This is a genomic window from Enhydrobacter aerosaccus (assembly GCF_900167455.1).
GTDB lineage: Bacteria > Pseudomonadota > Alphaproteobacteria > Reyranellales > Reyranellaceae > Reyranella > Reyranella aerosaccus.
Genome location: NZ_FUWJ01000001.1, coordinates 260274 through 282292, shown reverse-complemented (window position 1 = coordinate 282292; position 22019 = coordinate 260274). Strand labels below are relative to the sequence as shown.

23 protein-coding genes are annotated in these 22019 nt (G+C 65.5%); 16 read left to right on the top strand and 7 right to left on the bottom strand.

Features of this window, described 5'->3' with window-relative positions; all coding sequences use genetic code 11:
* Nucleotides 1–75: 75 nt before the first annotated feature.
* Nucleotides 76–1455, top strand: a complete 1380-nt coding sequence (locus tag B5D62_RS01270; RefSeq protein ID WP_085932016.1) for an MFS transporter — start codon at nt 76–78, stop codon at nt 1453–1455.
* Nucleotides 1456–1509: 54 nt separating this feature from the next.
* On the opposite strand, the gene B5D62_RS33685 is transcribed toward B5D62_RS01270, so the two are convergent.
* Nucleotides 1510–2103, bottom strand: coding sequence for a Spy/CpxP family protein refolding chaperone (locus B5D62_RS33685; protein WP_218190904.1), 594 nt, complete (start codon nt 2101–2103; stop codon nt 1510–1512).
* A gap of 127 nt (nt 2104–2230) precedes the next feature.
* Nucleotides 2231–2776, bottom strand: a complete 546-nt coding sequence (locus B5D62_RS01260; protein ID WP_218190903.1) for a c-type cytochrome — start codon at nt 2774–2776, stop codon at nt 2231–2233.
* A 157-nt stretch (nt 2777–2933) separates the two neighbouring features.
* On the opposite strand from B5D62_RS01260, the gene B5D62_RS01255 reads away from it, so the two are divergent.
* The 5 genes from B5D62_RS01255 (at nt 2934) to B5D62_RS01235 (ending at nt 6912) form a co-directional block, all read left to right on the top strand.
* Nucleotides 2934–3215, top strand: coding sequence for a hypothetical protein (locus B5D62_RS01255; RefSeq protein WP_085932015.1), 282 nt, complete (start codon nt 2934–2936; stop codon nt 3213–3215).
* Nucleotides 3212–3655, top strand: coding sequence for a periplasmic heavy metal sensor (locus B5D62_RS01250; protein WP_085932014.1), 444 nt, complete (start codon nt 3212–3214; stop codon nt 3653–3655). Before B5D62_RS01255 ends, B5D62_RS01250 begins: the two co-directional genes overlap by 4 nt.
* Entirely contained in the window at nt 3652–4224 is a 573-nt protein-coding gene (locus B5D62_RS01245; protein ID WP_218190902.1) for an RNA polymerase sigma factor, read from the top strand. The genes B5D62_RS01250 and B5D62_RS01245 overlap by 4 nt, the downstream gene beginning before the upstream one ends.
* Nucleotides 4225–4285: 61 nt before the next feature.
* On the top strand, nt 4286–6133 hold the full coding sequence (locus tag B5D62_RS01240) for a copper resistance system multicopper oxidase (protein ID WP_085933459.1): 1848 nt from the start codon (nt 4286–4288) through the stop codon (nt 6131–6133).
* A complete protein-coding gene (locus tag B5D62_RS01235; RefSeq protein ID WP_085932013.1) occupies nt 6133–6912 on the top strand; it encodes a copper resistance protein B in 780 nt (259 codons plus the stop codon). The genes B5D62_RS01240 and B5D62_RS01235 overlap by 1 nt, the downstream gene beginning before the upstream one ends.
* An 18-nt stretch (nt 6913–6930) precedes the next feature.
* Here B5D62_RS01235 and B5D62_RS01230 read toward each other — a convergent pair whose 3' ends face one another.
* Nucleotides 6931–7677, bottom strand: coding sequence for a hypothetical protein (locus B5D62_RS01230; RefSeq protein ID WP_085932012.1), 747 nt, complete (start codon nt 7675–7677; stop codon nt 6931–6933).
* A 553-nt stretch (nt 7678–8230) separates the two neighbouring features.
* Between B5D62_RS01230 and B5D62_RS01225 the strand changes: the two genes are divergently transcribed.
* The 9 genes from B5D62_RS01225 (at nt 8231) to B5D62_RS32785 (ending at nt 17305) form a co-directional block, all read left to right on the top strand.
* The gene (locus tag B5D62_RS01225; RefSeq protein WP_231714686.1) at nt 8231–10306 is read left to right on the top strand and encodes an elongation factor G; all 2076 of its coding nucleotides are present in this window, start codon (nt 8231–8233) and stop codon (nt 10304–10306) included.
* Between the two features lie 371 nt (nt 10307–10677).
* Nucleotides 10678–10827 (top strand): hypothetical protein, encoded by a 150-nt coding sequence (locus B5D62_RS33225; protein WP_170920732.1) that lies wholly within the window; start codon nt 10678–10680, stop codon nt 10825–10827.
* 124 nt (nt 10828–10951) lie between these two features.
* Complete coding sequence (gene msrP / locus B5D62_RS01220) at nt 10952–11926, top strand: protein-methionine-sulfoxide reductase catalytic subunit MsrP (RefSeq protein WP_085932011.1); 975 nt, start codon at nt 10952–10954, stop codon at nt 11924–11926.
* A gap of 79 nt (nt 11927–12005) precedes the next feature.
* Entirely contained in the window at nt 12006–12767 is a 762-nt protein-coding gene (locus B5D62_RS01215) for an enoyl-CoA hydratase/isomerase family protein (protein WP_085932010.1), read from the top strand.
* A 4-nt stretch (nt 12768–12771) separates the two neighbouring features.
* Nucleotides 12772–13113 carry a DUF7508 domain-containing protein gene (locus B5D62_RS01210; protein ID WP_085932009.1) on the top strand — a complete coding sequence of 114 codons (342 nt, stop codon included), beginning with the start codon at nt 12772–12774 and terminating at the stop codon, nt 13111–13113.
* 564 nt (nt 13114–13677) lie between these two features.
* Entirely contained in the window at nt 13678–14844 is a 1167-nt protein-coding gene (locus tag B5D62_RS01205) for an acyl-CoA dehydrogenase family protein (protein ID WP_085932008.1), read from the top strand.
* Nucleotides 14841–15977, top strand: coding sequence for a CaiB/BaiF CoA transferase family protein (locus tag B5D62_RS01200; RefSeq protein ID WP_085932007.1), 1137 nt, complete (start codon nt 14841–14843; stop codon nt 15975–15977). The genes B5D62_RS01205 and B5D62_RS01200 overlap by 4 nt, the downstream gene beginning before the upstream one ends.
* The gene (locus B5D62_RS01195; protein ID WP_085932006.1) at nt 15974–16861 is read left to right on the top strand and encodes a DMT family transporter; all 888 of its coding nucleotides are present in this window, start codon (nt 15974–15976) and stop codon (nt 16859–16861) included. Before B5D62_RS01200 ends, B5D62_RS01195 begins: the two co-directional genes overlap by 4 nt.
* 21 nt (nt 16862–16882) lie before the next feature.
* The gene (locus tag B5D62_RS32785) at nt 16883–17305 is read left to right on the top strand and encodes a hypothetical protein (RefSeq protein ID WP_170920731.1); all 423 of its coding nucleotides are present in this window, start codon (nt 16883–16885) and stop codon (nt 17303–17305) included.
* Nucleotides 17306–17314: 9 nt separating this feature from the next.
* Here B5D62_RS32785 and B5D62_RS01185 read toward each other — a convergent pair whose 3' ends face one another.
* From B5D62_RS01185 to trxB, 4 genes are all read right to left on the bottom strand, one after another.
* Nucleotides 17315–18139, bottom strand: a complete 825-nt coding sequence (locus B5D62_RS01185; RefSeq protein WP_085932005.1) for an alpha/beta hydrolase family protein — start codon at nt 18137–18139, stop codon at nt 17315–17317.
* Entirely contained in the window at nt 18139–19017 is an 879-nt protein-coding gene (locus B5D62_RS01180; RefSeq protein ID WP_139373685.1) for a DUF6492 family protein, read from the bottom strand. Before B5D62_RS01180 ends, B5D62_RS01185 begins: the two co-directional genes overlap by 1 nt.
* Nucleotides 19018–19371: 354 nt before the next feature.
* Nucleotides 19372–20298 carry a LysR family transcriptional regulator gene (locus B5D62_RS01175; protein ID WP_336470139.1) on the bottom strand — a complete coding sequence of 309 codons (927 nt, stop codon included), beginning with the start codon at nt 20296–20298 and terminating at the stop codon, nt 19372–19374.
* Nucleotides 20295–21266, bottom strand: a complete 972-nt coding sequence (gene trxB, locus B5D62_RS01170; RefSeq protein WP_085933456.1) for a thioredoxin-disulfide reductase — start codon at nt 21264–21266, stop codon at nt 20295–20297. Before trxB ends, B5D62_RS01175 begins: the two co-directional genes overlap by 4 nt.
* 178 nt (nt 21267–21444) lie before the next feature.
* Here trxB and B5D62_RS01165 point away from each other — a divergent pair, with 178 nt between their 5' ends.
* Nucleotides 21445–21921 (top strand): Lrp/AsnC family transcriptional regulator, encoded by a 477-nt coding sequence (locus B5D62_RS01165; RefSeq protein ID WP_085932003.1) that lies wholly within the window; start codon nt 21445–21447, stop codon nt 21919–21921.
* Nucleotides 21922–22019: the final 98 nt, after the last annotated feature.

Below are 22019 nucleotides of genomic sequence, written 5' to 3'. Positions count from 1 at the left end.
AGCAGCGGCCGACTCTGCGAAGGGTCGGCCGTTTTCGTTTCTGCCGGCCGTCGTCATTTCCGAGAGAGTCGCGTCATGAGTACCGCTGCCGTCGCCGCCGTGCCCGTCGAGGAGAACGAGGGCCTGCCGCCGCCACGGCGCTACTGGGTACTGGCCTGCGTGCTCTGCGGCGTGGCGCTGATGAGCATCGACGGCGCGATCGCCAACATCGCCCTGCCCACCATGGCGCGCGATCTCGGGGCCAGCGACGCGGCCACGGTGTGGGTGGTGAACATCTACCAGCTCGGCTCGGTGGTCTGCCTGCTGCCCGCCGCCGCGCTGGGCGAAATTCTCGGCCTGAAGCGGGTCTATGCCTTCGGCCTCATCCTCTTCACCCTGTCCTCGCTCGCCTGCGCGCTGTCGCCCACCCTGCCGATCCTGATCCTGGCGCGCTTCGTCCAGGGCGCGGGCTGCGCTTGCATCGCCGCCATCGGCCCGGCGGTGGTGCGCGACATCTATCCCCGCCGCCTGATCGGCAGCGGCCTCGCCATGATCGCGCTGTGCGTCGCGGCGGGCGGCGCGCTTGGCCCCACCATCGCCTCGCTGATCCTCTCGGTCGCCACCTGGCCGTGGCTGTTCCTGGTCAATGTGCCGATCGGCATCGTGGCGGTCCCGCTGTTCCTGTCGCTGGCCCGTCCCGGACGGCCGTATCCACGCCCGTTCGACTATGCCGCCGCCCTGCTGAGCGCCGCCGCCCTCAGCTTGCTGCTGATCGGCGTCGATTCGCTCGGCAGCAGCGAACGGACGCTGGCGATCGGCGAGATGGCGGCCGGCCTCGCCTGCGGGGCGGCGCTGGTATGGCACCAGAGCGGACGAACCAACGCGCTGCTGCCGCTCGACCTGCTGCGGATTCCCCTGATGTCGCTGTCGCTGGCGACCTCGACCTGCGCCTACATCGCGCAGATCCTCGCCTATGTCTCGCTGCCCTTCCTGTTCGAGACGGTGATGCACCGGTCGCAGACCGAGACCGGCTTCCTGGTCACGCCATGGCCGGCCCTGATCTTCTTCGCCGCCCCGCTGGCGGGCCGGCTGGTGCGGCGCTATCCGGCCGCGCTGCTGAGCAGCATCGGACTGGCGATCCTCGCCACCGGCCTGCTGCTGCTGGCGACAATGCCGACCCAGCCGTCGGATCTCGACATCGCCTGGCGCATGGCGATCTGCGGTATCGGCTTCGGCTTCTACCAGACACCCAACAACGCCACCGTCATGACGGCCGGTCCGGTCTCGCGCTCGGGTGCGGCCGGCGGCATGCTGGCGGTCGCGCGCACGCTCGGCTGGTGCATCGGCTCGGCGCTGGTGACGGTGATCTTCTCGCTCTCCGCCCAGGGCGCGACCATCCTCTGCCTCGAAATCGCCTGCGGCTTCGCGATCGTCGGCGCCATCGTCAGCGTCGCCCGGTTCTCGGCGCGGCGATAGCGCCGTCTGACAGCGAGGCCTCGGCCAGGGCCACTTCCGTTTATGCCCCGCCGACTACATCATGCCCATCGGTCCGATCATGATGCCGTCGGCGATCTTCTTCTGCTCATCGCTGAACGACGCATAGAGCGGCTGCAGCGCCTCTTCCAGGGTCTTCAACGCGGCGAGGTGGGCGGTGATTGCCTTCTCCTGCAGCGCCAGCCGCTCCGGAAGGGGCTTGCCGGTGCGTGCCGCCATCATCTGCTGGTGCATATCGCCCATCGACTTGCCCGCAGCTCGCATCGCATCGGCGAATCGGTTCCATTGCGGCATCTGCGCATCGGTGATCTTGAGCTGCGATTTGAGTTCGGCGATGCGGCCCTCGACATGCGACGTCATCATGCCGCTCTCGGCGCTCATCATGGTCATCATGTTTCGCATCATTTGCATCATGTCGGACCGCATCATGCCGCCCTGCCCCATCATGCCCATGCCATCGGCCTTACCATCGGACTTGGCGTCAGGCTTGGCATCGGGATGATGCATGCTGTGATCCTGATTGGCGGGAGCAGCCGGAGGCGACGTTTGGGCGAAGGTCGAAGGACCTCCCGCGAGAACGGCGAGAGCGATCGCCAAAGCGGCAAGACTGGCGGAAGAACGTATGGTCATGATGTCCTCCTTCTCGACCATCCAATAATCGAACGGCGACTGTAAAAGCCTATGACCTGCATCAACCCGTCAGAGGATGCGTGCGCTTGATCTATGCGCGATCGGATCGTCGAGGAGACGCTCGGCGTCATTGCCGGCTCTCGCCGGGAGCGCTCCGTCCTGTCGAATGCATGGCGTGCTCATGCTCTTCTGCCGCATTCCCGATTGCTGCCCGGTAATCTGTCGCGGAAAACGACGGAAGCTTGCCGAGGAACGCCACCATATCCCAGATGAGTTCGTCGCTATGGGTGACACCCCATGCGGCCATGCCGCTCATCTTCACGCCGTGCTTGATCACCCAGAATGCCTGTTGCGGCCTGAGGCCGGTTCCTTGACGGAAATCCGGTGCGCGAGGATAGAGGCCTTGACTGATCTCGCTGGGCTCCATGCCTGGGGCGAGGTGGCAACCGCTGCACATTTCTCCGTAAAGGGCCGCTCCCTGGGCAAGACGTTGGGGATCGCCAAGGTCCGCGGGCAGCGCGATGTCCGCCGACCGGACGGCGATGGATCGCTGCCGAATAATACCGAGCAGCCACGAAACAAGCTCGTAATGGGGCGCATCGGCGCCGACATCGTAGGCGCCGCCGTAAATCAGGAGCCAAAGGCCGCCCAGACATGCGGCTGTGACGATCAACCCGTTCCGCAGGCGCGCTAGGCTTCGGCTTGGCGGCATGAATCGGTCCTTTCCGGCCTCCATTGCAAGCTGATACGCACAACATGCCGCCATCCCTCCCGGAGGGTTGCACTCCGCTAATGCGTATTCAAAGAGCGGATTGATCGAGGAACCTTGCATGATTGACGACGACATTCGGAAATTGGTCGAGCGGGACCACCGGGCCGATCTCGGCGCCCTGGAAGCCGATGTCTGGCGCCGAGAAGGCCTTCTGCGGACCCGCCGGAACACCACGCGCCGGATCGCAGTCTGGCAGGGTGTGATGATGGCCGTGGCCGTCGCCGGCAGCGCCAGCGCGGGCTTTGCCGTCGCCCGCCAGGCCGATCCGCATCAGGCCCGGCTTCTGGTGCCGGGTGAACAGTTCGCGCCCTCGACCCTGCTGTTCGGGGCGCATCGATGAAGAGCCCGTGGCGGACCTTTGTGGTCATGCTGCTGGTGACCGTGGCCGCAGCCGGCGTCGCTGGCTGGGCCGGCGCTCGCTATGGTCTGAGCCATGCGCCCGAGGTGACCGACCTCGATATTGCCATCCATCGCGACTTGAACCTGACTTCCGAGCAGGATCGCCAGATCCATACGCTGGAAGCCGCTTTCGCCGTGCAGCGGTCCGATCTCCAGGCCGAAATGCGCGCCGCCAACAAGGATCTGGCCGAGGCGCTCAGCCAACGTCACAGCTATGACGAGCCGGCGCGGCAGGCGGTCGCGCGCCTGCATGCGGCGATGAGCAAGCTTCAGGAGAGGACCATCGAGCATGTGCTGGCAATTCGCGCGCTGCTCGATCCTTCCCAGGCGGCTGCCTTCGACCGGCAGGTGTCCAAGGCGCTGGGCCTGCCGCCTTCGTGACCTTGCCACTCCCTGAAAGCGACGAGGCGCTCGCCGCACGCGCACGTGACGGAGAGCGCGCGGCCTTCGATGCGCTCGTACGTCGCCACAAGGACGGGCTGTTCGCTTTCGTACGGCGTTACATGGGGTCGGCCGAGGAGGGCTACGATGTGTTGCAGGAGAGCTTCGTGTCGGCCTGGCTGGCGTTGCGCCGATATGATCCTGAGCGGCCCTTTCTCCCTTGGCTGCGCACCATCGCCCTCAACAAATGCCGCGATTCGGCCCGTCGCCAGAAAGTGCGTCGTCTCGTGATGCGGGCCTTTCTTCTCGAGCAGCCGGACATCGAGCCGACCACCGCCCGACAGGACCAGGCGCGTGAGGATGAAGCGGCTCTGGCGGATCGCCTCGCCCGGCTCGATCGGGCAATCGCGGCACTGCCCGGCCTTTACAAGGAGCCGCTGCTGCTGACGACAGTCAGCGGCCTTTCGCACAAGGAAGCGGCCGAGGTGCTGAAGACGACCCCCAAGGCCATCGAAATGCGCCTGGCCCGTGCACGGCAGAGACTCCAGGCTATGCTGGCGCAGGGATAGAGGGATGCCGCCGCGTGGCGCGTATCCAAACCAAGCTCACGCCCTCCGGCCACAGGTCGCCATGAAAGACACCGCATCCAATCCAGGCCCAAGGCTCGGCCGCCGCCGCTTCGTCGAGGGGCTGGCCCTGACGGCCGGCCTCGCTTCCGTGGGAGCCTCGCGCGGCCACGCCGCTGACTATGCACCAGGCCCGACGACACTGACCGGCGATCGCTTCGACCTCGTGGTCGCCAGCACGGCGGTCAACTTCACGGGCCGCGCGCGGACGGCGACGACCGTGAACGGTTCGGTTCCGGCGCCAATCCTGCGCTTCCGCGAAGGCGACACAGTGACCCTGAACGTCACCAATCGCCTGTCCGAACCGACCTCGATCCATTGGCACGGGCTGATCCTGCCCAATGCGATGGATGGCGTCCCAGGCCTCACCTTTCGCGGCATCATGCCGGGCCAGACTTTCGCCTACCGCTTCCCGATCCGACAGGCCGGGACCTACTGGTACCACAGCCACAGCGGCATGCAGGAGCAGACCGGCCTCTATGGCCCGCTGATCCTCGAACCGCGACGGCCGGAGCCCTACAGCTATCAGCGCGATTATGTCGTCATGCTCTCGGACTGGACCGACGACGACCCGATGACCGTCGTGTCCAACCTCAAGCAGCAGAGCGACTACTACAATTACGGTCAGCGCACGCTCGGCACCTTCATCAAGGATGCGCGACGCGACGGTCTGGGAGCCACCATCGACGATCGGATGATGTGGGGCCAGATGCGCATGAGCCCGACCGATCTGATGGATGTGTCGGGCGCCACCTACACCTTCCTCATGAACGGTCGGCCACCGGCGGCAAACTGGACGGGTCTGTTCCGCCGCGGCGAGCGCGTGCGGCTGCGCTTCATCAACGGCTCGTCGATGAGTACCTTCGACATCCGCATTCCGGGCCTTGCGATGACCGTGGTGCAGGCCGACGGCTCCGATGTCGAGCCGATCGAGATCGAGGAGTTTCGCATCGGCGTCGCCGAAACCTACGACGTGATCGTCACCCCGATGCAGGACGCCTATACGATCTTTGCCCAGGCGATGGACCGCAGCGGCTATGCGCGCGGGACGCTCTGCGTACGCGAAGGCCTGGCGGCACCGATCCCGCCGCTCGATCCGCGGCCCCAGCTCAGTATGGTCGATATGGGAATGGGGGGCATGGATCACGCGATGTCGGGTTCTGGCCATGCCGGTCATGATGCCGGCGGTGCCAAATCCGCACCGGCCATGGACATGAGTCACATGGACATGAGCCATATGAGCCCCGAGGAGCTGAAGCAGCATATGGCGATGATGGCCGCGGCCGCACCCGTCGCGCCGTCGTCGGATACCGTCCCGACCAGCAACGCCGATGGCATCGATCCCGCCTCTCTCGCCGGTCAGCCCAGCGTCGACAATGTCGCGATGCAGACACGCGACCGCCTGGGCGAAGCGGGCATTGGTCTCGACGGCAACGGCCGCCGGACGCTGACCTACCGCGATCTGCGAGCGTTACATCCGGTCCCGAGCAGTGCTCCGCCGACGCGCGCGCTCGAGTTCCATCTCACCGGCAACATGCAGCGTTACATGTGGGGCTTCGACGGCAGGAAATTCTCGCAGGCCGGCCCGATCCGCGTCGCGCGGGGCGAACGCATCCGCTTCGTGCTGATCAACGACACGATGATGGAACATCCCATCCATCTGCACGGCTATCTGTTCGAGCTCGAGAACGGCCAAGGCGATCGTCTGCCGCTGAAGCACACGATCCGCGTCAAACCGGCCGAACGGCTGAGCTTCGTCTTCACCGCCGACATGCCGGGCCACTGGGCCTTCCACTGCCATCTGCTCTTCCACATGGACGCCGGCATGTTCCGGACGATCCTGGTGTCGTGATGCCCCGCACCGGATTTCTGCTGCTCACCCTGCTGCTTGCCGGCATGGCCCTGCCGGCCCAGGCGCAGATGGCTCACGGAGCGATGGACAACAACGCGCCTGCCTCGGGCGATCCGGCCTCGGCCGCGCCCTTCGGGCCGCCGGTCACCGACGAGCACATCTACTATCATCTGCTGTTCGATCAGCTCGAGGGCCGGTTCGGCGCCGATGCGGCCTTTCGCTGGCAGGGTCAAGCCTGGGCCGGGACCGACGAAAACCGCGTGCGGCTGCGCAGCGAAGGCTTCGTCTCCAGAGGAGAGGTGGACGACGGCCAGCAGGAACTCTTCTACAGCCGCGCCATCAGTACCTTCTTCGACGCGCAGATCGGCGCGCGTTACGACCTCGACTCCAAACCCGGCCGCGGCTGGGGCGCCATCGGCATCGAGGGCCTGGCCCCCCTCTTCTTCCATGTCTCCGCCACCGGCTATATCAGTGGCGAGGGTCGGCTCGCCGCCAAGCTGGAAGGCAGCTACGACCTGCTGCTCACCCAGCGCCTGATCCTGCAGCCACAGGCCGAGATGAATTTCTACTCGCTGAGCGACCCCGCCCGCGGCATCGGCAGCGGCCTGTCCGAACTCGATGCGGGCCTGCGGCTGCGCTACGAGATCACGCGCAAGATCGCGCCCTATGTCGGCGTCTCGTATACCGGCCTCTATGGCGGCACGGGCGATTTCGCGCGCGCCGCCGGAGCGCCGGCAAACGAGGTGCGCTTCGTCATCGGCCTGCGCACCTGGCTCTAGCGCCTGCTCGCAGCGCGCTCAGATCAGCGATTTGGGCGGGCGCCAGCTCAGCAGCAGACCGATGACGACGAGCCCGCTCAGGACCGTGCCGAGGGCCAGCCCCAGATGCAGATAGCTCTTTTTGACGAGCACGTCGGCAATCGCGATACCGTCGGCGCGGACCAAGGTCGTCGTGATCCAGAAGGCGTGCAGCCGTCCGCGACGGGTAGGCCACTGCAGATAGACGAGGACGATCGCGACCACGGAGATCGCGAGTGCCGATCCCGCCGCGCCCAGATGGAAGGTGATGGCGAAGAGATCGGCGGCGACCGAGCCCGCCACGCTGGCGATCAGCAATCCCATCCAGTGCGGAAAATCAGCCATCGGCCGCGCGTCTGCGGCAGGACGCTCGAGCTGGAGCCGGGAGAAGATCCTAGTCTCGTCCGAGCGCGACATGACAAGGGTCGCCGCGAGCAGCACCATGAGCCCGATCACCAGCTCGATGCGATTGATATGAAGCTGGATCACGGAGAAATCCGCCAAGCGGACCGCCATCATCTGCACGATGATCACGGCGGACCAGTAATGGATGTCGGAAGCGCGACGATCGCGCCGCTCGATGACAAAAACCAGCGACAGGAAACCGGCGAGCACCAGGATCTGGCACAGCAGGCCACTGCTAACGAGCGACCGCACGGCGTCGCCCATGTGAGAGCCAAAGACGCTGGTGATCAGAAACAAAAGCCAGTAGCGCAGCCCAACCGGCGGAACGTGTCGCTCATCCATTACTCGCCCTCGATACCCCATTCACAGCTGATGCAGCAATGAGAGAATGCGAGGTATTCGCAACAACGGTTCTTTTTATCAGCATATGAGTTGGGTGCGACATCGTTGGAACGGTCGCTTCTCCTTGGTCGTAAACAATTTGCACAATGATCGGCGCGGATTGCCTCACGGTGCATCCCGTCGCAGCTGCGCGCATCGAAGCCACTCCATCAATGGTGGCATGGAACAGGTCTCACGACCTGCCTCGATCGGTCCACCTGTTCAACCGTTTCACCCGATTGGACGGTCCGTGACTTCTTCGATTCTTCCCCCGGCTGCAGATTGACTCACTCCGCCCGCAGTGAAAGCATTTCCATGACAAAGAGCTTCGCTCCGATCGAGGCGCCGCGGGTTCGCATCCTGCGTTCGCGTCACGGCCGAGCGTAGGAGCGACCGTCCACGGACGCTGGAGCAGCTCGCCGACCTTGCGCGATAGCGGCGCAGGGCCGTCCTTCCCGGAGACGCCGTCCGGGGCTTCTACGCGCTTGCTATCGCGCAGGAGGAGGACGTTGTCGTGACCGACCTCAGAACAGGAACCATATCCGGCGGCAGACCAGGCAGCGGCGCGCATCGCGTCGTGGCGCTGTGCGGGCCGTACCTCTCGGGCAAGACAAGCCTGCTGGAAAGCATCCTCTACGCCATGGGCGCCATCGGCCGGCGCGGCTCGACCCGGGCCGGTACCGCCATCGGCGATGGATCGGCCGAAGCCCGCAAGCGCGGCATGAGCACGGAGATCAACATCGCCTCGGCCGACTATCTCGGCGATCAATGGACCTTCCTCGACACGCCGGGCTCGATTGAATTGCAGCACGATGCCCTGGCCGCCTTGGCCGTGTCCGATGCCGCCATCGTGGTGTGCGAGAGCGTGCCCGAGCGCGTGGTCGCGCTGACGCCGCTCTTGAAGTACATCGAGGACAACGGCATTCCCCACCTCTTCTTCGTCAACAAGATCGATTCCGCCGAAGGCCGCGTGCGCGACATGCTGGCGGCGCTGCAGACCGTGTCGACCCGCAAGCTGGTGCTGCGCCAGGTCCCGATCCGTCGTCCCACCGCGAGCGGCGGCGAGGAAACCGTGGGCTATGTCGATCTCGTGAGCGAGCGCGCCTATCGCTACAAGTCGAGCGGTGCTTCCGACCTGATCGAGATGCCGGCCGAGATCCTGCCGCGCGAGAGCGAGGCGCGCCGCGAGATGCTCGAGACGCTGTCCGAGTTCGACGATCAGCTTCTCGAACAGCTGATCGAGGACGTGGCGCCCGAGAAGTCGCTCATCTATCGCGACCTGCACGACGAGTTCGGCGCGCAGCAGATCGTGCCCGTGCTGATCGGCGCCGGCGACCGCGAGAATGGCGTCCGCCGTCTGCTGAAGGCGCTGCGTCACGATACGCCGTTCGCTCCCGAGACCACCAAGCGCCGGGACCTGCCGTCCGACGGAGGCCCCCTTGCCGAGTGCTTCAAGGTGCTGCATCAGGCCCATGCGGGCAAACTCTCGATCTGCCGGGTCTGGTCGGGTTCGATCGCCGAAGGTCAGAGTGTCGGCGGTCAACGCATCGGCAGCCTGTTCCGGCCGTTCGGCCAGCGGCTCGACAAGGTGAGCGAGGCAAAGGTCGGCGAGATCATCGCTATGGCGAAGATGGAAGCCTTGTCGGCCGGTCAGGCGATCGCCGCATCGGGCATCGTCACGATCCCGGATTTCCCGCAGCCCGAGCCGCCGGTCTATGGCCTGGCGCTGACGGCGAAGAACCGGAACGACGAGGTCAAGATGTCCGGGGCGCTGCAGAAGATCGTCGAGGAAGATCCATCGCTGTCCTACGAGCAACGGGCGGAGACGCACGAACTGCTGCTCAAGGGCCAGGGCGAGATGCATCTGAAGGTGGCGGTCGAGAAACTGGCCAGCCGCTACAACGTCGCCGTCGATACGGCTCCTGCGCGGGTCGCCTATCGCGAGACGATCCTCGCCGCGGCGACGCAGCATGCGCGTTACAAGCACCAGACCGGCGGCCATGGGCAGTTCGCCGACATCAAGGTCGAGATCCGGCCGCTGCCGCGCGGCTCCGGGTTCCGCTTCGTCGACAAGATCGTGGGCGGCGTGGTGCCGCGCAATTTCATCCCGGCGGTCGAGGACGGCCTGCGCGACTATCTGAAGGAAGGTCCTCTAGGTCAGCCGGTCGTGGATCTCGAAGTGACCCTGATCGACGGCCAGTATCACAGCGTCGACAGTTCCGAGATGTCGTTCAAGATGGCCGCCCGCATCGCCATGACGGAGGCGATGCCCAAATGCAAACCCGTGCTGCTGGAACCGATCCTCAAGGTGACGGTGGCGGCACCGAGCGATTCCACGTCGCGCATCCAGCGCCTGATCTCGGGCCGTCGGGGACAGCTGCTGGGCTATGACGCACGGCCCGGCTGGCCGGGCTGGGACGAGGTCTCGGCCCTGATGCCCGAAGCCGAGGTCGGGGACATGATCGTGGAGATCCGGTCCGTGACGCAGGGCGTCGGCACCTGGCGGGCAAGCTTCGACCACCTGCAGGAGCTTAGCGGCCGGACCGCCGAGCGTATCGTCGAGGAGACAAGGCGCCGGGCAGCGGCCTGACGAATCACAAGCTGGTGAGCGGCCTTTCGCCCGCTCCCCCGGCCACGCATAGTGACCTCGGGGACGACGTCTCCGAGGAGGGTCATGCGATGTTGAACAGACGGGCGACCATGGCCGGCGGCCTGGCGATGGCGGTGTCGTCGTCGACGCGGTCTGCCTTTGCCGACGCCGACCGGCCGATGCTGGTATTTGTCGGCCACGAGCTTTGAGGCGGATGCAAGATCTGGCGTGCCCAGTACGAACCTTCCTTCCTCAAGTCCGCCGCCTTCCAGAAGCTGGATTACCGTGTCGTCCATCCCGCCAATGCCGACCTGATCCTGCGGGAAGAGAACTGGCCCCCGGATGCGCGCTGGATCCTGGTCGATTTCCAGATGAGCGACGAGGGCGCGCAACGCGGCTACTGGACCCCGCGTTTCATCCTCGCCCAGCATTCCCGGATCATCTTCACCACCACCGGTGTTGACGGCTGGCGCAAGCAGATGTGGCCGAAGATCCTGGAGGTGACGGGAACGGCCGCCTGAAATCTTCCAAGGTGACCGGTGGCCCCGTCACGGTCCGGTGAGCAGGCGTGATTTGCCGCGGCCCCGGCTTCGATCCATGAAGGGCGTAAGAACGTAAAGGACAAGGGCGAACAGGGAGTCCGACATGTTGATCAAACGCCATCAGGGCTGGGAAATACCTGAACGGCAGGCCACGGCCGAAAGCGATTACCTCAACCGGCGGGCCCTGCTGCAGAAGATGGGACTGGGCGCTGGCGTGATCGCCGCCTCGACCCTCGGTTCGGCGCTCGCATTGGCCGATGACAAGGCCGCCGACCCGACGGCGTCGCTCTATCCGGGCACGCACAACGATACCTACGGGGCGCCGACGCCAATCACGGCAGAGCGGCTCGCCACCACCTACAACAACTACTACGAGTTCGGCACCGACAAGAGCATCTGGCGCGATGCCCAGAAGCTGCAGATCCGTCCCTGGACGATCAAGGTCAGCGGCATGGTCGAGAAGCCGTTCGAGATCGCCTTCGACGATCTTCTGGCCAAGATGCCGCTGCAGGAGCGCGTCTACCGCCACCGCTGTGTCGAGACCTGGTCGATGATCGTGCCCTGGAGCGGCTTTCCGATGAAGTCGCTGGTGGAATTCTGCAAACCCACCGGCAGCGCCAAGTACGTGGTCATGCAGACCCTGTCGAAGCCGGCGGTGATGTTCGGCCAGAAGGATTTCCTCTATCCTTGGCCCTACACCGAAGGGCTGGCGATCGACGAGGCGACCAACGATCTCGCCTTCATCGCCACCGGGCTCTACGGCAAGCCGATCGGCAAGCAGAACGGCGCGCCGCTGCGCCTGGTCGTGCCATGGAAGTACGGCTTCAAGAGCGTGAAGGCGATCGTCAGCGTCGAATTCACCGACAAGCGGCCGGTCTCCTTCTGGGAGAAGCTGCAGGACAACGAATACGGCTTCTGGGCCAACGTGAACCCGCAGGTCCCGCATCCGCGCTGGAGCCAGGCCACCGAGAAGCCTCTCGGCAGCGACCAGCGCATCCCGACGCAGATCTACAACGGCTATGGGCAGTTCGTCGCCAGCCTGTACGAGAACCGCAAGTCGGAAAAGCTGTTCATGTAAGGCCACGCCCCTCCTTTGCGGCACGCGACCGGCCGGCTAAAACGGAGGCCGATCGCACAAAGCCGAAAGGGAGGGCGCGATGACGAAGGTCATCATCGAGAAGAACGGACCGGTCAAGACGATCTGGATGAACCGGCCGGACAAGCGCAACGCGCTCGACAGCGAACTCCTGAAGGCGATGATCGACGCGCTAGGCGCGCCGGTCGCCGCCGAGGATCGCGTCGTCGTCATCCGCGGTAAGGGCAATGTCTTCTGCGCCGGCCTCGACATGGCGGAGCGCAGCAAGTCGGCTGCCGCCGGCGAGGCGAGTGGCATCGAGGTGATGCTGCGGTCGATCGAACTCTGTCCCCTGCCGGTGGTCGCGGTCGTCCAGGGCGACGCCATTGCCGGCGGCAACGAGCTGGCGCTCCACTGCGATCTCGTCGTCGCCAGTGACAAGGCGCGCTTCGGCATGTCGCTGGCGCAAGTCGGGCTGGCCCCCAACTGGTTCCTGGCCAAGAAGCTGATGGAAGTGCTCGGGCCGGTCACGACCCGCGAGATGCTGTTGCTGGGCGATCCCCTGCCCGCCACCAAGCTCCATGCGCTCGGCCTGATCGCGCGCTGCGTGCCGGCCGACCAGCTCGAAGCCGAAGCAACGAAGGTGATCGACCGGCTGGCCGCTAATGCGCCGCTGTCGTTGAAGGCGATGAAGGCCCTGACCGTGCGGCAGCTCGAATTCCGCGATCAGATCAAGCACGACGACGTCGATGCGCTGGTGCGCGCGGCCATGCAGAGCCAGGATGCCCAGGAAGGCATGAAGGCGCGGCTCGAGAAGCGCACCGCCCGGTTCCAGGGCCGGTAGCGCCATGTCGATCCGGCTGCGCCTCGACAAGCCCTGGCGACCGCTCACGCAGGACGAAGCGACCCGCCTGCCCGGCCAGCTCGGCGTCTACCAGATCGCCGATGCCTCGGGTGTCGTCCTCTATATTGGCCAGGCCGGTGCCCGCTCGGCATTCGGCCTGCGCACGGAGCTGCAGCGCGAGGCCCGCGAACGCGGCCCCGGCTGCCAGTTCCGGGTCGAGGTGAACATGCAGTACCGCTCGCGCTGGTTCGAGCTGCTGATGGTCCACCAGGCCGACCATGGCGCGCTGCCCCCCGACAACGCCAAGGCCCCGCCGCCTAACCTCGGCCGCCTCAGCCCGTCGTAACGCCGCTCGTCGGGTCAGGCTCGATGCGCGTTGCCATCCTTCGAGACGCGGCCCGCGGCCGCTCAGGATGAAGGCGCGGTGATCCGGCCAACTCGTCAGGTGCCGCCTAGCGCCTTAGGGGAGCGCGCAACTCCAGTTGCGCATTCACACAGATGAGCGCCACTGGAGTGGCGCGCTCCTACGAGTCTTCATCCGGGCGTAGACAGCGAAAGGCGATCTGCGGAAATAGCGGAAATTCATTTTCCGCAATTCGGGCAGGTCTCCCGGGGGTAGGCACACACGAAAACAGGGAGGAAGGAAGGAAGGAAGGAAGGAAGGAAAAAGAAGAACCCGCCAACTCGTCAGGTGCCGCCTAGCGCCTCAGGGGAGCGCGCAACTCCAGTTGCGCATTCATACAGATGAGCGCCACTGGAGTGGCGCGCTCCTATGAATCTTCATCCGGGACAGGGAAAGGCGAGCTGCCCGAATTGCGGAAATTCATTTTCTGCAATTCCGGCAGCTCTCGCCGGTCTTGTGCCCCATACGCCGCTGCGGCAGGAAAGAAGGACAAGAAAGGAAACGTCCATGGATTTCGAACCGTCGTCCGAGCAGCAGATGCTGATCGATCAGGTGCGCCGTTACGTCCGGGAAGAGATCATCCCCCTGGAAGCCAAGCTCGATCCCGATGCTTCCGAGCTGCCGCCGGAGGACTTCAAGCGGCTCACCGAGAAGACCAAGGCGATGGGCCTGTTCGGCATCGACATCCCCAAGGAGTTCGGCGGTCCGGACATCGATATCGTGACGCGTACCCTGCTCGCCATCGAGATGGCGCAGCACCGCGCCGGCCTCTACGTGCCCTGCTACGGCACCTTCGGCGGCGCCGGCCTCGCCCAGATCTTCGAGGCCAACGACGACCAGAAGGAGCGCTACCTCTATCCGACGCTGCGCGGCGAGAAGAAGGCCTTCTTCGGCCTCACCGAACCGTCGGGCGGCAGCGATCCCGCCCGCGCCATCCAGACCAGGGCCGAGCGCAAGGACAATGGCTGGGTGCTGAACGGCGCCAAGATCTTCATCTCCAATGCCGACCGCGCCCAGTACGGCATCGTGTTCGCCCGCACCGACGCCTCCAAGGGGCGCGCCGGCATCACCTGCTTCATCGTCGACTCCGATACGCCGGGCTTCCATGTGCGTCGCGTCGTGCACACGCTGCGCTCCTCGCACTATGCGACCGAGCTCGAGTTCAAGGACTGCTGGGTCTCCGACCACCAGGTGCTGGGCGAGGTGAACAAGGGCTTCGCCGTCGCCAACGATCGCCTGACGCGCCAGCGCATCCCCTACGCCGCCGGCTGCATCGGCGTCGCCATCGCCGCGCACGAGATGGCGATCGAATGGGCCAAGATGCGCACCACCTTCGGCGAGAAGCTGGCCAACCGCCAGGCCGTGCAATGGATGCTGGTCGACAACGAGATCGACATCCGCACGGCGCGGCATTTCACGCTGGAGGCGGCCGAGAAGGCGCGGCGCGGCGTGCCGTTCCGCACCGAGGCGGCGATCGCCAAGCTGACCGCTTCCGAGGGCGGCGGGCGCGTCGTCGATCGGGCCATGCAGATCCATGGCGGCATGGGCATGACCAAGGACTTGCCGCTCGAACGATGGTATCGCGAGATGCGCATCCGCCGCGTCGGCGAGGGGCCGAGCGAGGTGCAGCGCATGGTGATCGCGCGTGAGCTGTTGGGAAGCAATCTGAGATGAGTGCAAAGCCGCTGGAAGGCATCAAGGTCGTCGAGTTCGGACAGAATCTGGCCGGCCCGTATTGCGGACAGATCCTGGCTTTCCTGGGGGCGGAGGTCGTGAAAGTCGAACGGCCGGACGGTGATGACGCTCGCAAGTGGGGTCCTCCGTTCGTCGACGGCGACGCCACCGGCTTCATCGCGCTGAACCGCGGCAAGAAATCCATCACCTGCGATCTGGCCGATCCCGGGCAGCGCGAGGCGCTGATCGAACGCATCGGCGCGGCCGACATCTTCGTGCACAACCTGCGCGCCGACGTGCCAGCCAAGTTCGGCATCGATGGTCCGACGCTCACCAAGCGCTTTCCCCGCCTGATCTATGCCGACCTCGGTGCCTTCGGTCATACCGGCCCCTGGAAGGAGCGGCCGGGTTACGAGCCGATCATCCAGGCGGTGGCCGGCCTGATCTCACTCAACGGCGATCCGTCCGGACCGGCAGCGCGTGTCGGCGTGTCGATCATCGACCTGTCGACCGGCATGTGGACGGCGATCGGCGTCTTGGCGGCGCTAGCCAAGCGCGCCGCCACCGGCCAGGGCAGCCTGGTGAATACGTCCCTGTTCGAGAGCGGCCTGATGTGGGCCTCCAACCACGTCGCGCAATATTCGGTGACGGGGAAGATGCCGCCGCGCCAAGGCACCGGCCATCCGTCGCTGACGCCCTACCAGGCGTTCGAATGCAGCGACGGGCCGCTGATGATCTGCCCCGGCAACGACCGGCTGTGGCGCAAGTTCGCCGAGGTGCTGGGTCATCCCGAATGGCCCGACGAGCCGCGCTTCAAGACCAATGTCGACCGCTTCGAGCGGCGCGAGATGCTGCTGGGCATGATCGCCGACATCATGAAGCGGGAGAGCCGTGCCCACTGGTCGGCCAGGCTCGATGCGCTCGGCGTGCCGAACGGACCGCTCAACACGGTACCCCAGGTGCTGGAGCTGGCGCAGACCGCCGCGCTCGGCATGTTCCTGAAACCCTATGCCGACAGCCCGGCCCTGTTCCACGGCCTGCCGCTCAGCATCGACGGCGAGCGGGCCGGCAGCCTCGCGAGGGCGCCAAAGATCGGCGAGGACAATAGCGGCGAGGATGGCGGCGGCCGATGAGCCGCCTCCTCCTTCCCGTCGTCTGGATCTTCTGGGGCATCGCCTATCCGCTGATGAGCTGGTCGCTGCAGGCAGCCGACCTGTTCTCGACCCGTCTCATCATCCTGCCGTCGTCGGGCCTCATCCTGCTCGCGGTCGGCGTGCTGGGAGGAGCACCGGCGCTGCCGCAGCGACGGCTGTGGGGCCAGATCGCACTAACCGGCGTGCTCAACATGGGGCTGTTCCAGATCTTCCTGATCTGCGGCATCGCCATCCTCGGTCCCAGCCGCACGCCGATCATCGTCTACACCATGCCGGCCTGGTCCTCGCTGTTCGCGGTGTTCCTGCTGAAGGAGCCGATCTCGCCGCGCATCGCGCTGTCGCTGGTGCTGAGCCTGATCGCCGTCGCGCTGGTCATCAGCCAGGAGGCCGCCGCGCGCGCTGCCCCGGTGGGCACGCTGCTGACCCTGCTGGCCGCCATCTCGTTCGGCATCGGCACGGTGCTGACGCGGCGCACCGCCCTGCAGCGCGGCCATGCCGGCGACCCGACCATCAACGCGGCCTGGCAGCTCCTGATCGGGACGCTGCCGGTGATCGCGGTATGGCTGTTCTATCTGCCGCACACCTATTTCCATCCCGAGCAGACGCGCGGCCTGATCGCCCTCGCCTGCCTGACGCTCGGCTCCAACGCGCTGGCCTATTTCTGCTGGTTCCGGATCATCGCCCGGCTGCCGGCCTCCGTGGCCTCGCTCACCACCATGGTCGTGCCCTGTGTCGGCTTTGGGTCGAGCGCCCTGCTGATCGGCGGCGACGTCTCCTGGCTCGACCTCGTCGCCCTCGCCCTCATCATCGCCGCCGTGACGCTGGGACTGACCGACCGGCGCCCGCCGGCGCGGAAGGTCTAATCTGTCATAGGCTTGTCCCAGATGGACGTTCGTCTACACCTCCATCCATGGGCTGCGGCCACGCCAGCAAATTGGACGAAGGCCGTGGTCCTCGGGTTGGCAGGTTTGTATCGTCGCGAAATGGCGGCCGAACTCGAAGAGCTCAAGAGCCTGCTCCTGAATGACTGGGACCCGATTGGCGTCGCGGGAATCCCCGAGGCTGCTGACGAATATGATTCATATGCCTTCCACCTTCACAGCATGTTGACTGCTGGAGCAACCTCGGAGGCAGTCGCCGAATATCTGAGCTGGGCTGTGACGTCCCGAATGGAGCTAACCGGCAATCCCGCCCACGATCGCGACATCGCGGAGCGAGCCATAGCGCTTTACGCTCGCATTGACCGAGTTGCCCGCAACTCGATTCCGATCGAACCGCCCACAGGCGCAGCTGGAAGCGGGGCGTAAGACCAGGCGCTAATCCGCCACGGCGCGGACGACGGTATCGTAGACGACCGGCTCGAGCAGGATGTTGTGCGGCAGGTTCGGCGCCACCTGCACATCGACGGCGATGCCGTGGCGGCGCAGCGCTTCCGCATAGGCCTCGGTGAGGCGCGGCGGTGCGACGTCGTCACGCTGGCCGACGATCATCCAGATGCGGGTCGAGGGCGAGATGTTGCCGGCGAGATCGATCGGTGACAGCGACGTCACCGACTTGTCCCAGATCGAGGTCTTCTGCACGTCCTTCATGTGGCGACGCCATTCCGGGAGGTCGCAGGGACAGGACACCAGCACGGCGCGGTCCACCGCCGTCGCTTGCTTACCCATAAGGTCGGCGGCGATGGCGGCGCCGCCGGAATGGCCAACCAACACCGTCCGCCCCGGATGGTATCGCGCCTTCAGCTGGTCGACCGCTGCCGCGATCGCCGCGATCACCTCGGGCGTGTAATTGTCGCCCGTCGTCTCGCCACGCACGCCCTCGGACTTGTCCTCCCCGTCGCTGTAGCCTGGCCGCAGGATGGCGGCGACCACCGCGCCGGGCAGCCGCTGGGCCAGCTCAGCGGCGAAGCGATACTGGTAGCTGGGCGGGGCGCGAGGCGAATCGCCGTGCAATACAAGAACGAGGGGTGGACGCCCTCCAGCCGCTTCCGCGCCCTTGTAGATGCGCGCTTTCAGCCGCAGCGGCGCGCCCAGCCAGGCGGTCTCGACGGAAGTCTGGGCCTGGGCCGAAACCGTGGCGGCGATCCAAGCGACCCCCAGGAGGAACCAGCGCAGGCGCGACAGCGCGCGCCCGCCGGGCATCAGCCGGCGAAGCTCAGGCAGTAGTCGCGCACCCGCTCGAGCGGAATGCGGGCGTGGCTCTGGACGATGATGAACTTGCCGCCGGGATCGGTACCGGCCGGCAGCTTCACCAGACGCTCGAAATCATCGGCGCCCCACACGCAGGTGTGCTCCGAGAAGAGCTGCAGGTCGGAGAAGTAACAGGGATCCCAGTGCACGTGATAGTCGAGCAGGTTGCCCATGTGCTCGGCGACGCTGGTGTAGAGCGAATATTCCGTCCACGGGATCGAGCCCAGCTTGCGCAGGACCTGCAGGCTCAGCGTCGTCAGGGGATCGTTCCCCTTGCGCCGGAAGTGTTCCAGCGTCTGGGCGGCGAGGTCGCCGTGCAGGATGTTGGGCGTCACCGACAGCCCGTGTGCCTTGGCGTCGTACTGAATGCCGACGACGTCGGAAGCGGCCCGCCACCAGTCGTGGTAGCGCTTGGGCTCCCAGCGCGACAGCGCCCGGCGGTCCTCGACGAAGGTCGTGGCGTCGAAATCGCCGACGCAGCACACATCCGAATCCAGCGTCAGGAAGCCGCCGAAGCCCAGCACCGCCGGCACGTGCAGCTTGACCATCTGCTGCCGGTACCAGCCGGTCATCATGTAGAAGCGGCTGAAGGCGGGAAAGAAATCGCCCTCGGAGCGCACCGAGACATCGATATTCTGGAACCGCGGCAGTTCGGTACGCAGCAGGTGCACGTCCCGGGCCGGCGACACGATCAGCAATTGCAGCGGCACGCTATCCCGCCAATGCTTGGCGAGCGACTCGATCAGCAGGCCGGCACGTTCAAGGTCGCCCCGGCGCTTCAGGTTGCGCAGAGCCAGGGGCAATATTGCTTGGCGTATTTCGGAGAACATCGGCGACTGACTTCTAATTATAGAGGAGGCGCGGGAAGCTTCATAACATTATGTACGGTGCGGACGGTCGAAGTTCGCCCATCAGCGGCACTTGGCCGCCCTGCCCCTGTGACCCCTTGAAAAAAAGACGCCGGGCCCAATGGCCCGGCGAGTCAAACAGGGAGGCTTCACGTCTGGGAGACGTGGGATCATGAGGATCCCGAGTTTCGAGCGCGATCAGTGACAACCGTTCACGTCGAAGACCTGAAAGCACCCTAACCTCTGGGAATTGGTTTGTGAGGGGAGAAGTTTCGGACACTGGCATGCGCCGCCCGCATGCCTGCGCCACTCGTGCAATACACCAGTTCATGTCCGTTAAAACCGGGTCTCGGCCACTTTCCGCAGCAGAAAGTCGCGAAAAACCGCGATCCGCTTGGAATGGCGAAGCTCCTCCGGATAAGTGAAATAGACGTCCGTCGTCCGCACGTTGAGATCGGGCAACAGCATCTCGAGCTTTGTCGACTCACGCGCGAGATAGTCAGGCAGGGAGGCGATACCAAGGCCCGATTCGACGGCGCGGAAAATGCCGTAGGTATTGTTGACGCGCAGCACCACCAGGCGGGGATTCTGGTCGGGATTGCCCTCGCGCAGCAGCCAGTTCACATCGGGCGCCGGCGCGCGCGCATCCTCGCCGAAGATGATCATGCGGTGCTGATCGAGCTCTTCCGGCGTACTCGGCCGTCCGTACTTCTGGATGTAGGTATGGGAGGCATACACATGGCTGCGGACCGTCAGCAAGTGACGCTGCACCAGACCGGGTTGGCGCGGCATGACCATGCGGATGGCGACGTCGGCTTCGCGCATGCCGAGATCGAGCTCGTTGTCCGACAGCACCAGACTGACATCGATGTCCGGATACATATCGATGAATTCGTGCATCTGCGCGGTCAGCCAGGTCGAGCCGAAACCGACCGTCGCCGTGACCTTCAGCCGGCCGGCGGGCTTGTCCTGGTTGGCGCGCAACAGCGCCTCGGCCGTGTTGACCTTGGCCGCCATGTCGCGCGCGGTCCGGTACAGCAGTTCGCCCTGCTCGGTCAGGATCAGCCCCCGGGCATGGCGATGGAACAGCATGACGCCGAGCTGCTCCTCGAGCGCACCGATCTGGCGCGAGATGGCGGACTGGCTGAGCTTCAGGCTCTCGCCGGCATGCGTGAAGCTGCCGGCGTCGGCGACCGCCTGGAAGATGCGCAGCTTGTCCCAGTCCATGTAGCTGCCGCCGGCCCGGTCCCCTTGCCCGTTCACTCGGCGGCCTGCGCGATCCGCGCCTCCTGCTCGGCAAGCCAGCGCTCGGCCTCGAGCGCCGCCATGCAGCCGGTGCCGGCCGCGGTGACAGCTTGGCGGAAGACCTTGTCCTGCACGTCGCCGGCGGCGAAGACGCCGTCGATATCGGTCGCGGTCGAATCCGGCTTAGTGATCAGATAGCCCTCGGAGTCCATGGCCAACTTGCCGCGGAACAGCTCGGTGTTCGGGGAGTGGCCGATGGCGATGAACACGCCGTCGGTCGCGATCTCCTTCTCGACGCCGGTCTTGACGTTCTTCACGCGCACCGCTTTCACCAGCGGCGCCGGGGTGGCCTCGCCCAGGATCTCCTCGAGCGTGTGATCCCACAGGACGCTGATCTTCGGATTGCGGAACAGCCGCTCCTGCAGGATCTTCTCGGCGCGGAAGGAATCGCGGCGGTGGATCAGCGTCACCTTGGAGGCATGGTGCGTGAGGTACAGCGCCTCCTCGACCGCCGTGTTGCCGCCGCCAACAACGACCACTTCCCTGTTGCGGAAGAAGAAGCCGTCGCAGGTGGCGCAGGCCGACACACCGCCGCCGCGGAAGGTCTCCTCGGTCGGCAGGCCGAGCCAGCGGGCGGATGCGCCCGTGCAGACGATCAGGGCGTCGGCCTCGTAGCGATCGCCGGAATCGCCCAGGCAGACAAACGGCCGGCGGCTGAGATCGACGTCGACGATCGTATCGAAGAACAGCGCCGTGCCGACATGCTCGGCCTGCTTCTGCATCTGCTCCATCAGCCAGGGGCCCTGGATGACGTCGGCGAAGCCCGGGTAATTTTCGACATCGGTGGTGATGGTGAGCTGGCCGCCCGGCTGGATGCCCTGGACCAGCATCGGCTTGAGACTTGCCCGGGCGGTATAGATCGCCGCCGTGTAACCGGCCGGTCCCGAGCCGAGTATGAGAACCTTTCCGCGATGAACTGCTGCCATGTCCGCTCCGCATCCCGCCGACTGCATATCTACGACATATATGCAAACCTCATCCCCGTTGCACGGGGGTTCTCGTCCACACAGCGCAATTGTTCACAGGCAGAGCGAGAATTTTTGCAACTTTATTGCGCGGGTGGCATGGTTCTGGCATAGAGCGCGCCCAATGGAGGACCCTAGGATGGCTCGCGCAAAGCTCGACCGGATCGACCGGCGCATTCTCAGCGACTTGCAGGCGAACGGTCGTATGACCAACGTGGAACTGGCCGAACGTGCCGGCATCTCCGCGCCGCCGTGCCTGCGCCGCGTGAGAGCGTTGGAGCGGGCGGGCATAATCAAGGGCTACCATGCCGAGCTGAGCCCGGAGGCGCTGGGCTACAGCGTCTCGGTATTCGCCCTGGTCGGCCTCAACAGCCAGGCCGAGGCGGACCTCAAGGCCTTCGAGGAGATGATTGCGAGCTGGGACGAGGTGCGCGAGTGCCACATGCTGGCGGGCGAGGCCGACTTCCTGCTGAAGATCGTGGCCGAGACCTGGGACGAGTATCAGAAGTTCCTGACCACCCGCCTCACCTCGGCGCCCAATGTCAGCCACGTGAAGTCGATGATGGTCTTCCGCACGGCCAAGGAGCTGCCGGGCGTTCCCATTCCGGTGGAATAGCAACGCGGCGGTTGGGAAAAGGCCGAACGGGCCTTGCCGATAACGCCGTGTACCGATAGCCTGATTTTCAGTACACGGCGTTACCGTCATGAGGCGCA

Excerpts from the sequence above, each read along its gene's own strand:
- B5D62_RS01270 (WP_085932016.1), top strand. The coding sequence starts at position 76 with ATGAGTACCGCTGCCGTCGCCGCCGTGCCCGTCGAGGAGAACGAGGGC.
- B5D62_RS33685 (WP_218190904.1), bottom strand. The coding sequence starts at position 2,103 with ATGACCATACGTTCTTCCGCCAGTCTTGCCGCTTTGGCGATCGCTCTC.
- B5D62_RS01255 (WP_085932015.1), top strand. The coding sequence starts at position 2,934 with ATGATTGACGACGACATTCGGAAATTGGTCGAGCGGGACCACCGGGCC.
- B5D62_RS01250 (WP_085932014.1), top strand. The coding sequence starts at position 3,212 with ATGAAGAGCCCGTGGCGGACCTTTGTGGTCATGCTGCTGGTGACCGTG.
- B5D62_RS01240 (WP_085933459.1), top strand. The coding sequence starts at position 4,286 with ATGAAAGACACCGCATCCAATCCAGGCCCAAGGCTCGGCCGCCGCCGC.
- B5D62_RS01235 (WP_085932013.1), top strand. The coding sequence starts at position 6,133 with ATGCCCCGCACCGGATTTCTGCTGCTCACCCTGCTGCTTGCCGGCATG.
- B5D62_RS01230 (WP_085932012.1), bottom strand. The coding sequence starts at position 7,677 with ATGGATGAGCGACACGTTCCGCCGGTTGGGCTGCGCTACTGGCTTTTG.
- B5D62_RS33225 (WP_170920732.1), top strand. The coding sequence starts at position 10,678 with ATGAGCGACGAGGGCGCGCAACGCGGCTACTGGACCCCGCGTTTCATC.
- msrP (WP_085932011.1), top strand. The coding sequence starts at position 10,952 with ATGTTGATCAAACGCCATCAGGGCTGGGAAATACCTGAACGGCAGGCC.
- B5D62_RS01215 (WP_085932010.1), top strand. The coding sequence starts at position 12,006 with ATGACGAAGGTCATCATCGAGAAGAACGGACCGGTCAAGACGATCTGG.
- B5D62_RS01210 (WP_085932009.1), top strand. The coding sequence starts at position 12,772 with ATGTCGATCCGGCTGCGCCTCGACAAGCCCTGGCGACCGCTCACGCAG.
- B5D62_RS01205 (WP_085932008.1), top strand. The coding sequence starts at position 13,678 with ATGGATTTCGAACCGTCGTCCGAGCAGCAGATGCTGATCGATCAGGTG.
- B5D62_RS01200 (WP_085932007.1), top strand. The coding sequence starts at position 14,841 with ATGAGTGCAAAGCCGCTGGAAGGCATCAAGGTCGTCGAGTTCGGACAG.
- B5D62_RS01195 (WP_085932006.1), top strand. The coding sequence starts at position 15,974 with ATGAGCCGCCTCCTCCTTCCCGTCGTCTGGATCTTCTGGGGCATCGCC.
- B5D62_RS32785 (WP_170920731.1), top strand. The coding sequence starts at position 16,883 with ATGGACGTTCGTCTACACCTCCATCCATGGGCTGCGGCCACGCCAGCA.
- B5D62_RS01185 (WP_085932005.1), bottom strand. The coding sequence starts at position 18,139 with ATGCCCGGCGGGCGCGCGCTGTCGCGCCTGCGCTGGTTCCTCCTGGGG.
- B5D62_RS01180 (WP_139373685.1), bottom strand. The coding sequence starts at position 19,017 with ATGTTCTCCGAAATACGCCAAGCAATATTGCCCCTGGCTCTGCGCAAC.
- trxB (WP_085933456.1), bottom strand. The coding sequence starts at position 21,266 with ATGGCAGCAGTTCATCGCGGAAAGGTTCTCATACTCGGCTCGGGACCG.
- B5D62_RS01165 (WP_085932003.1), top strand. The coding sequence starts at position 21,445 with ATGGCTCGCGCAAAGCTCGACCGGATCGACCGGCGCATTCTCAGCGAC.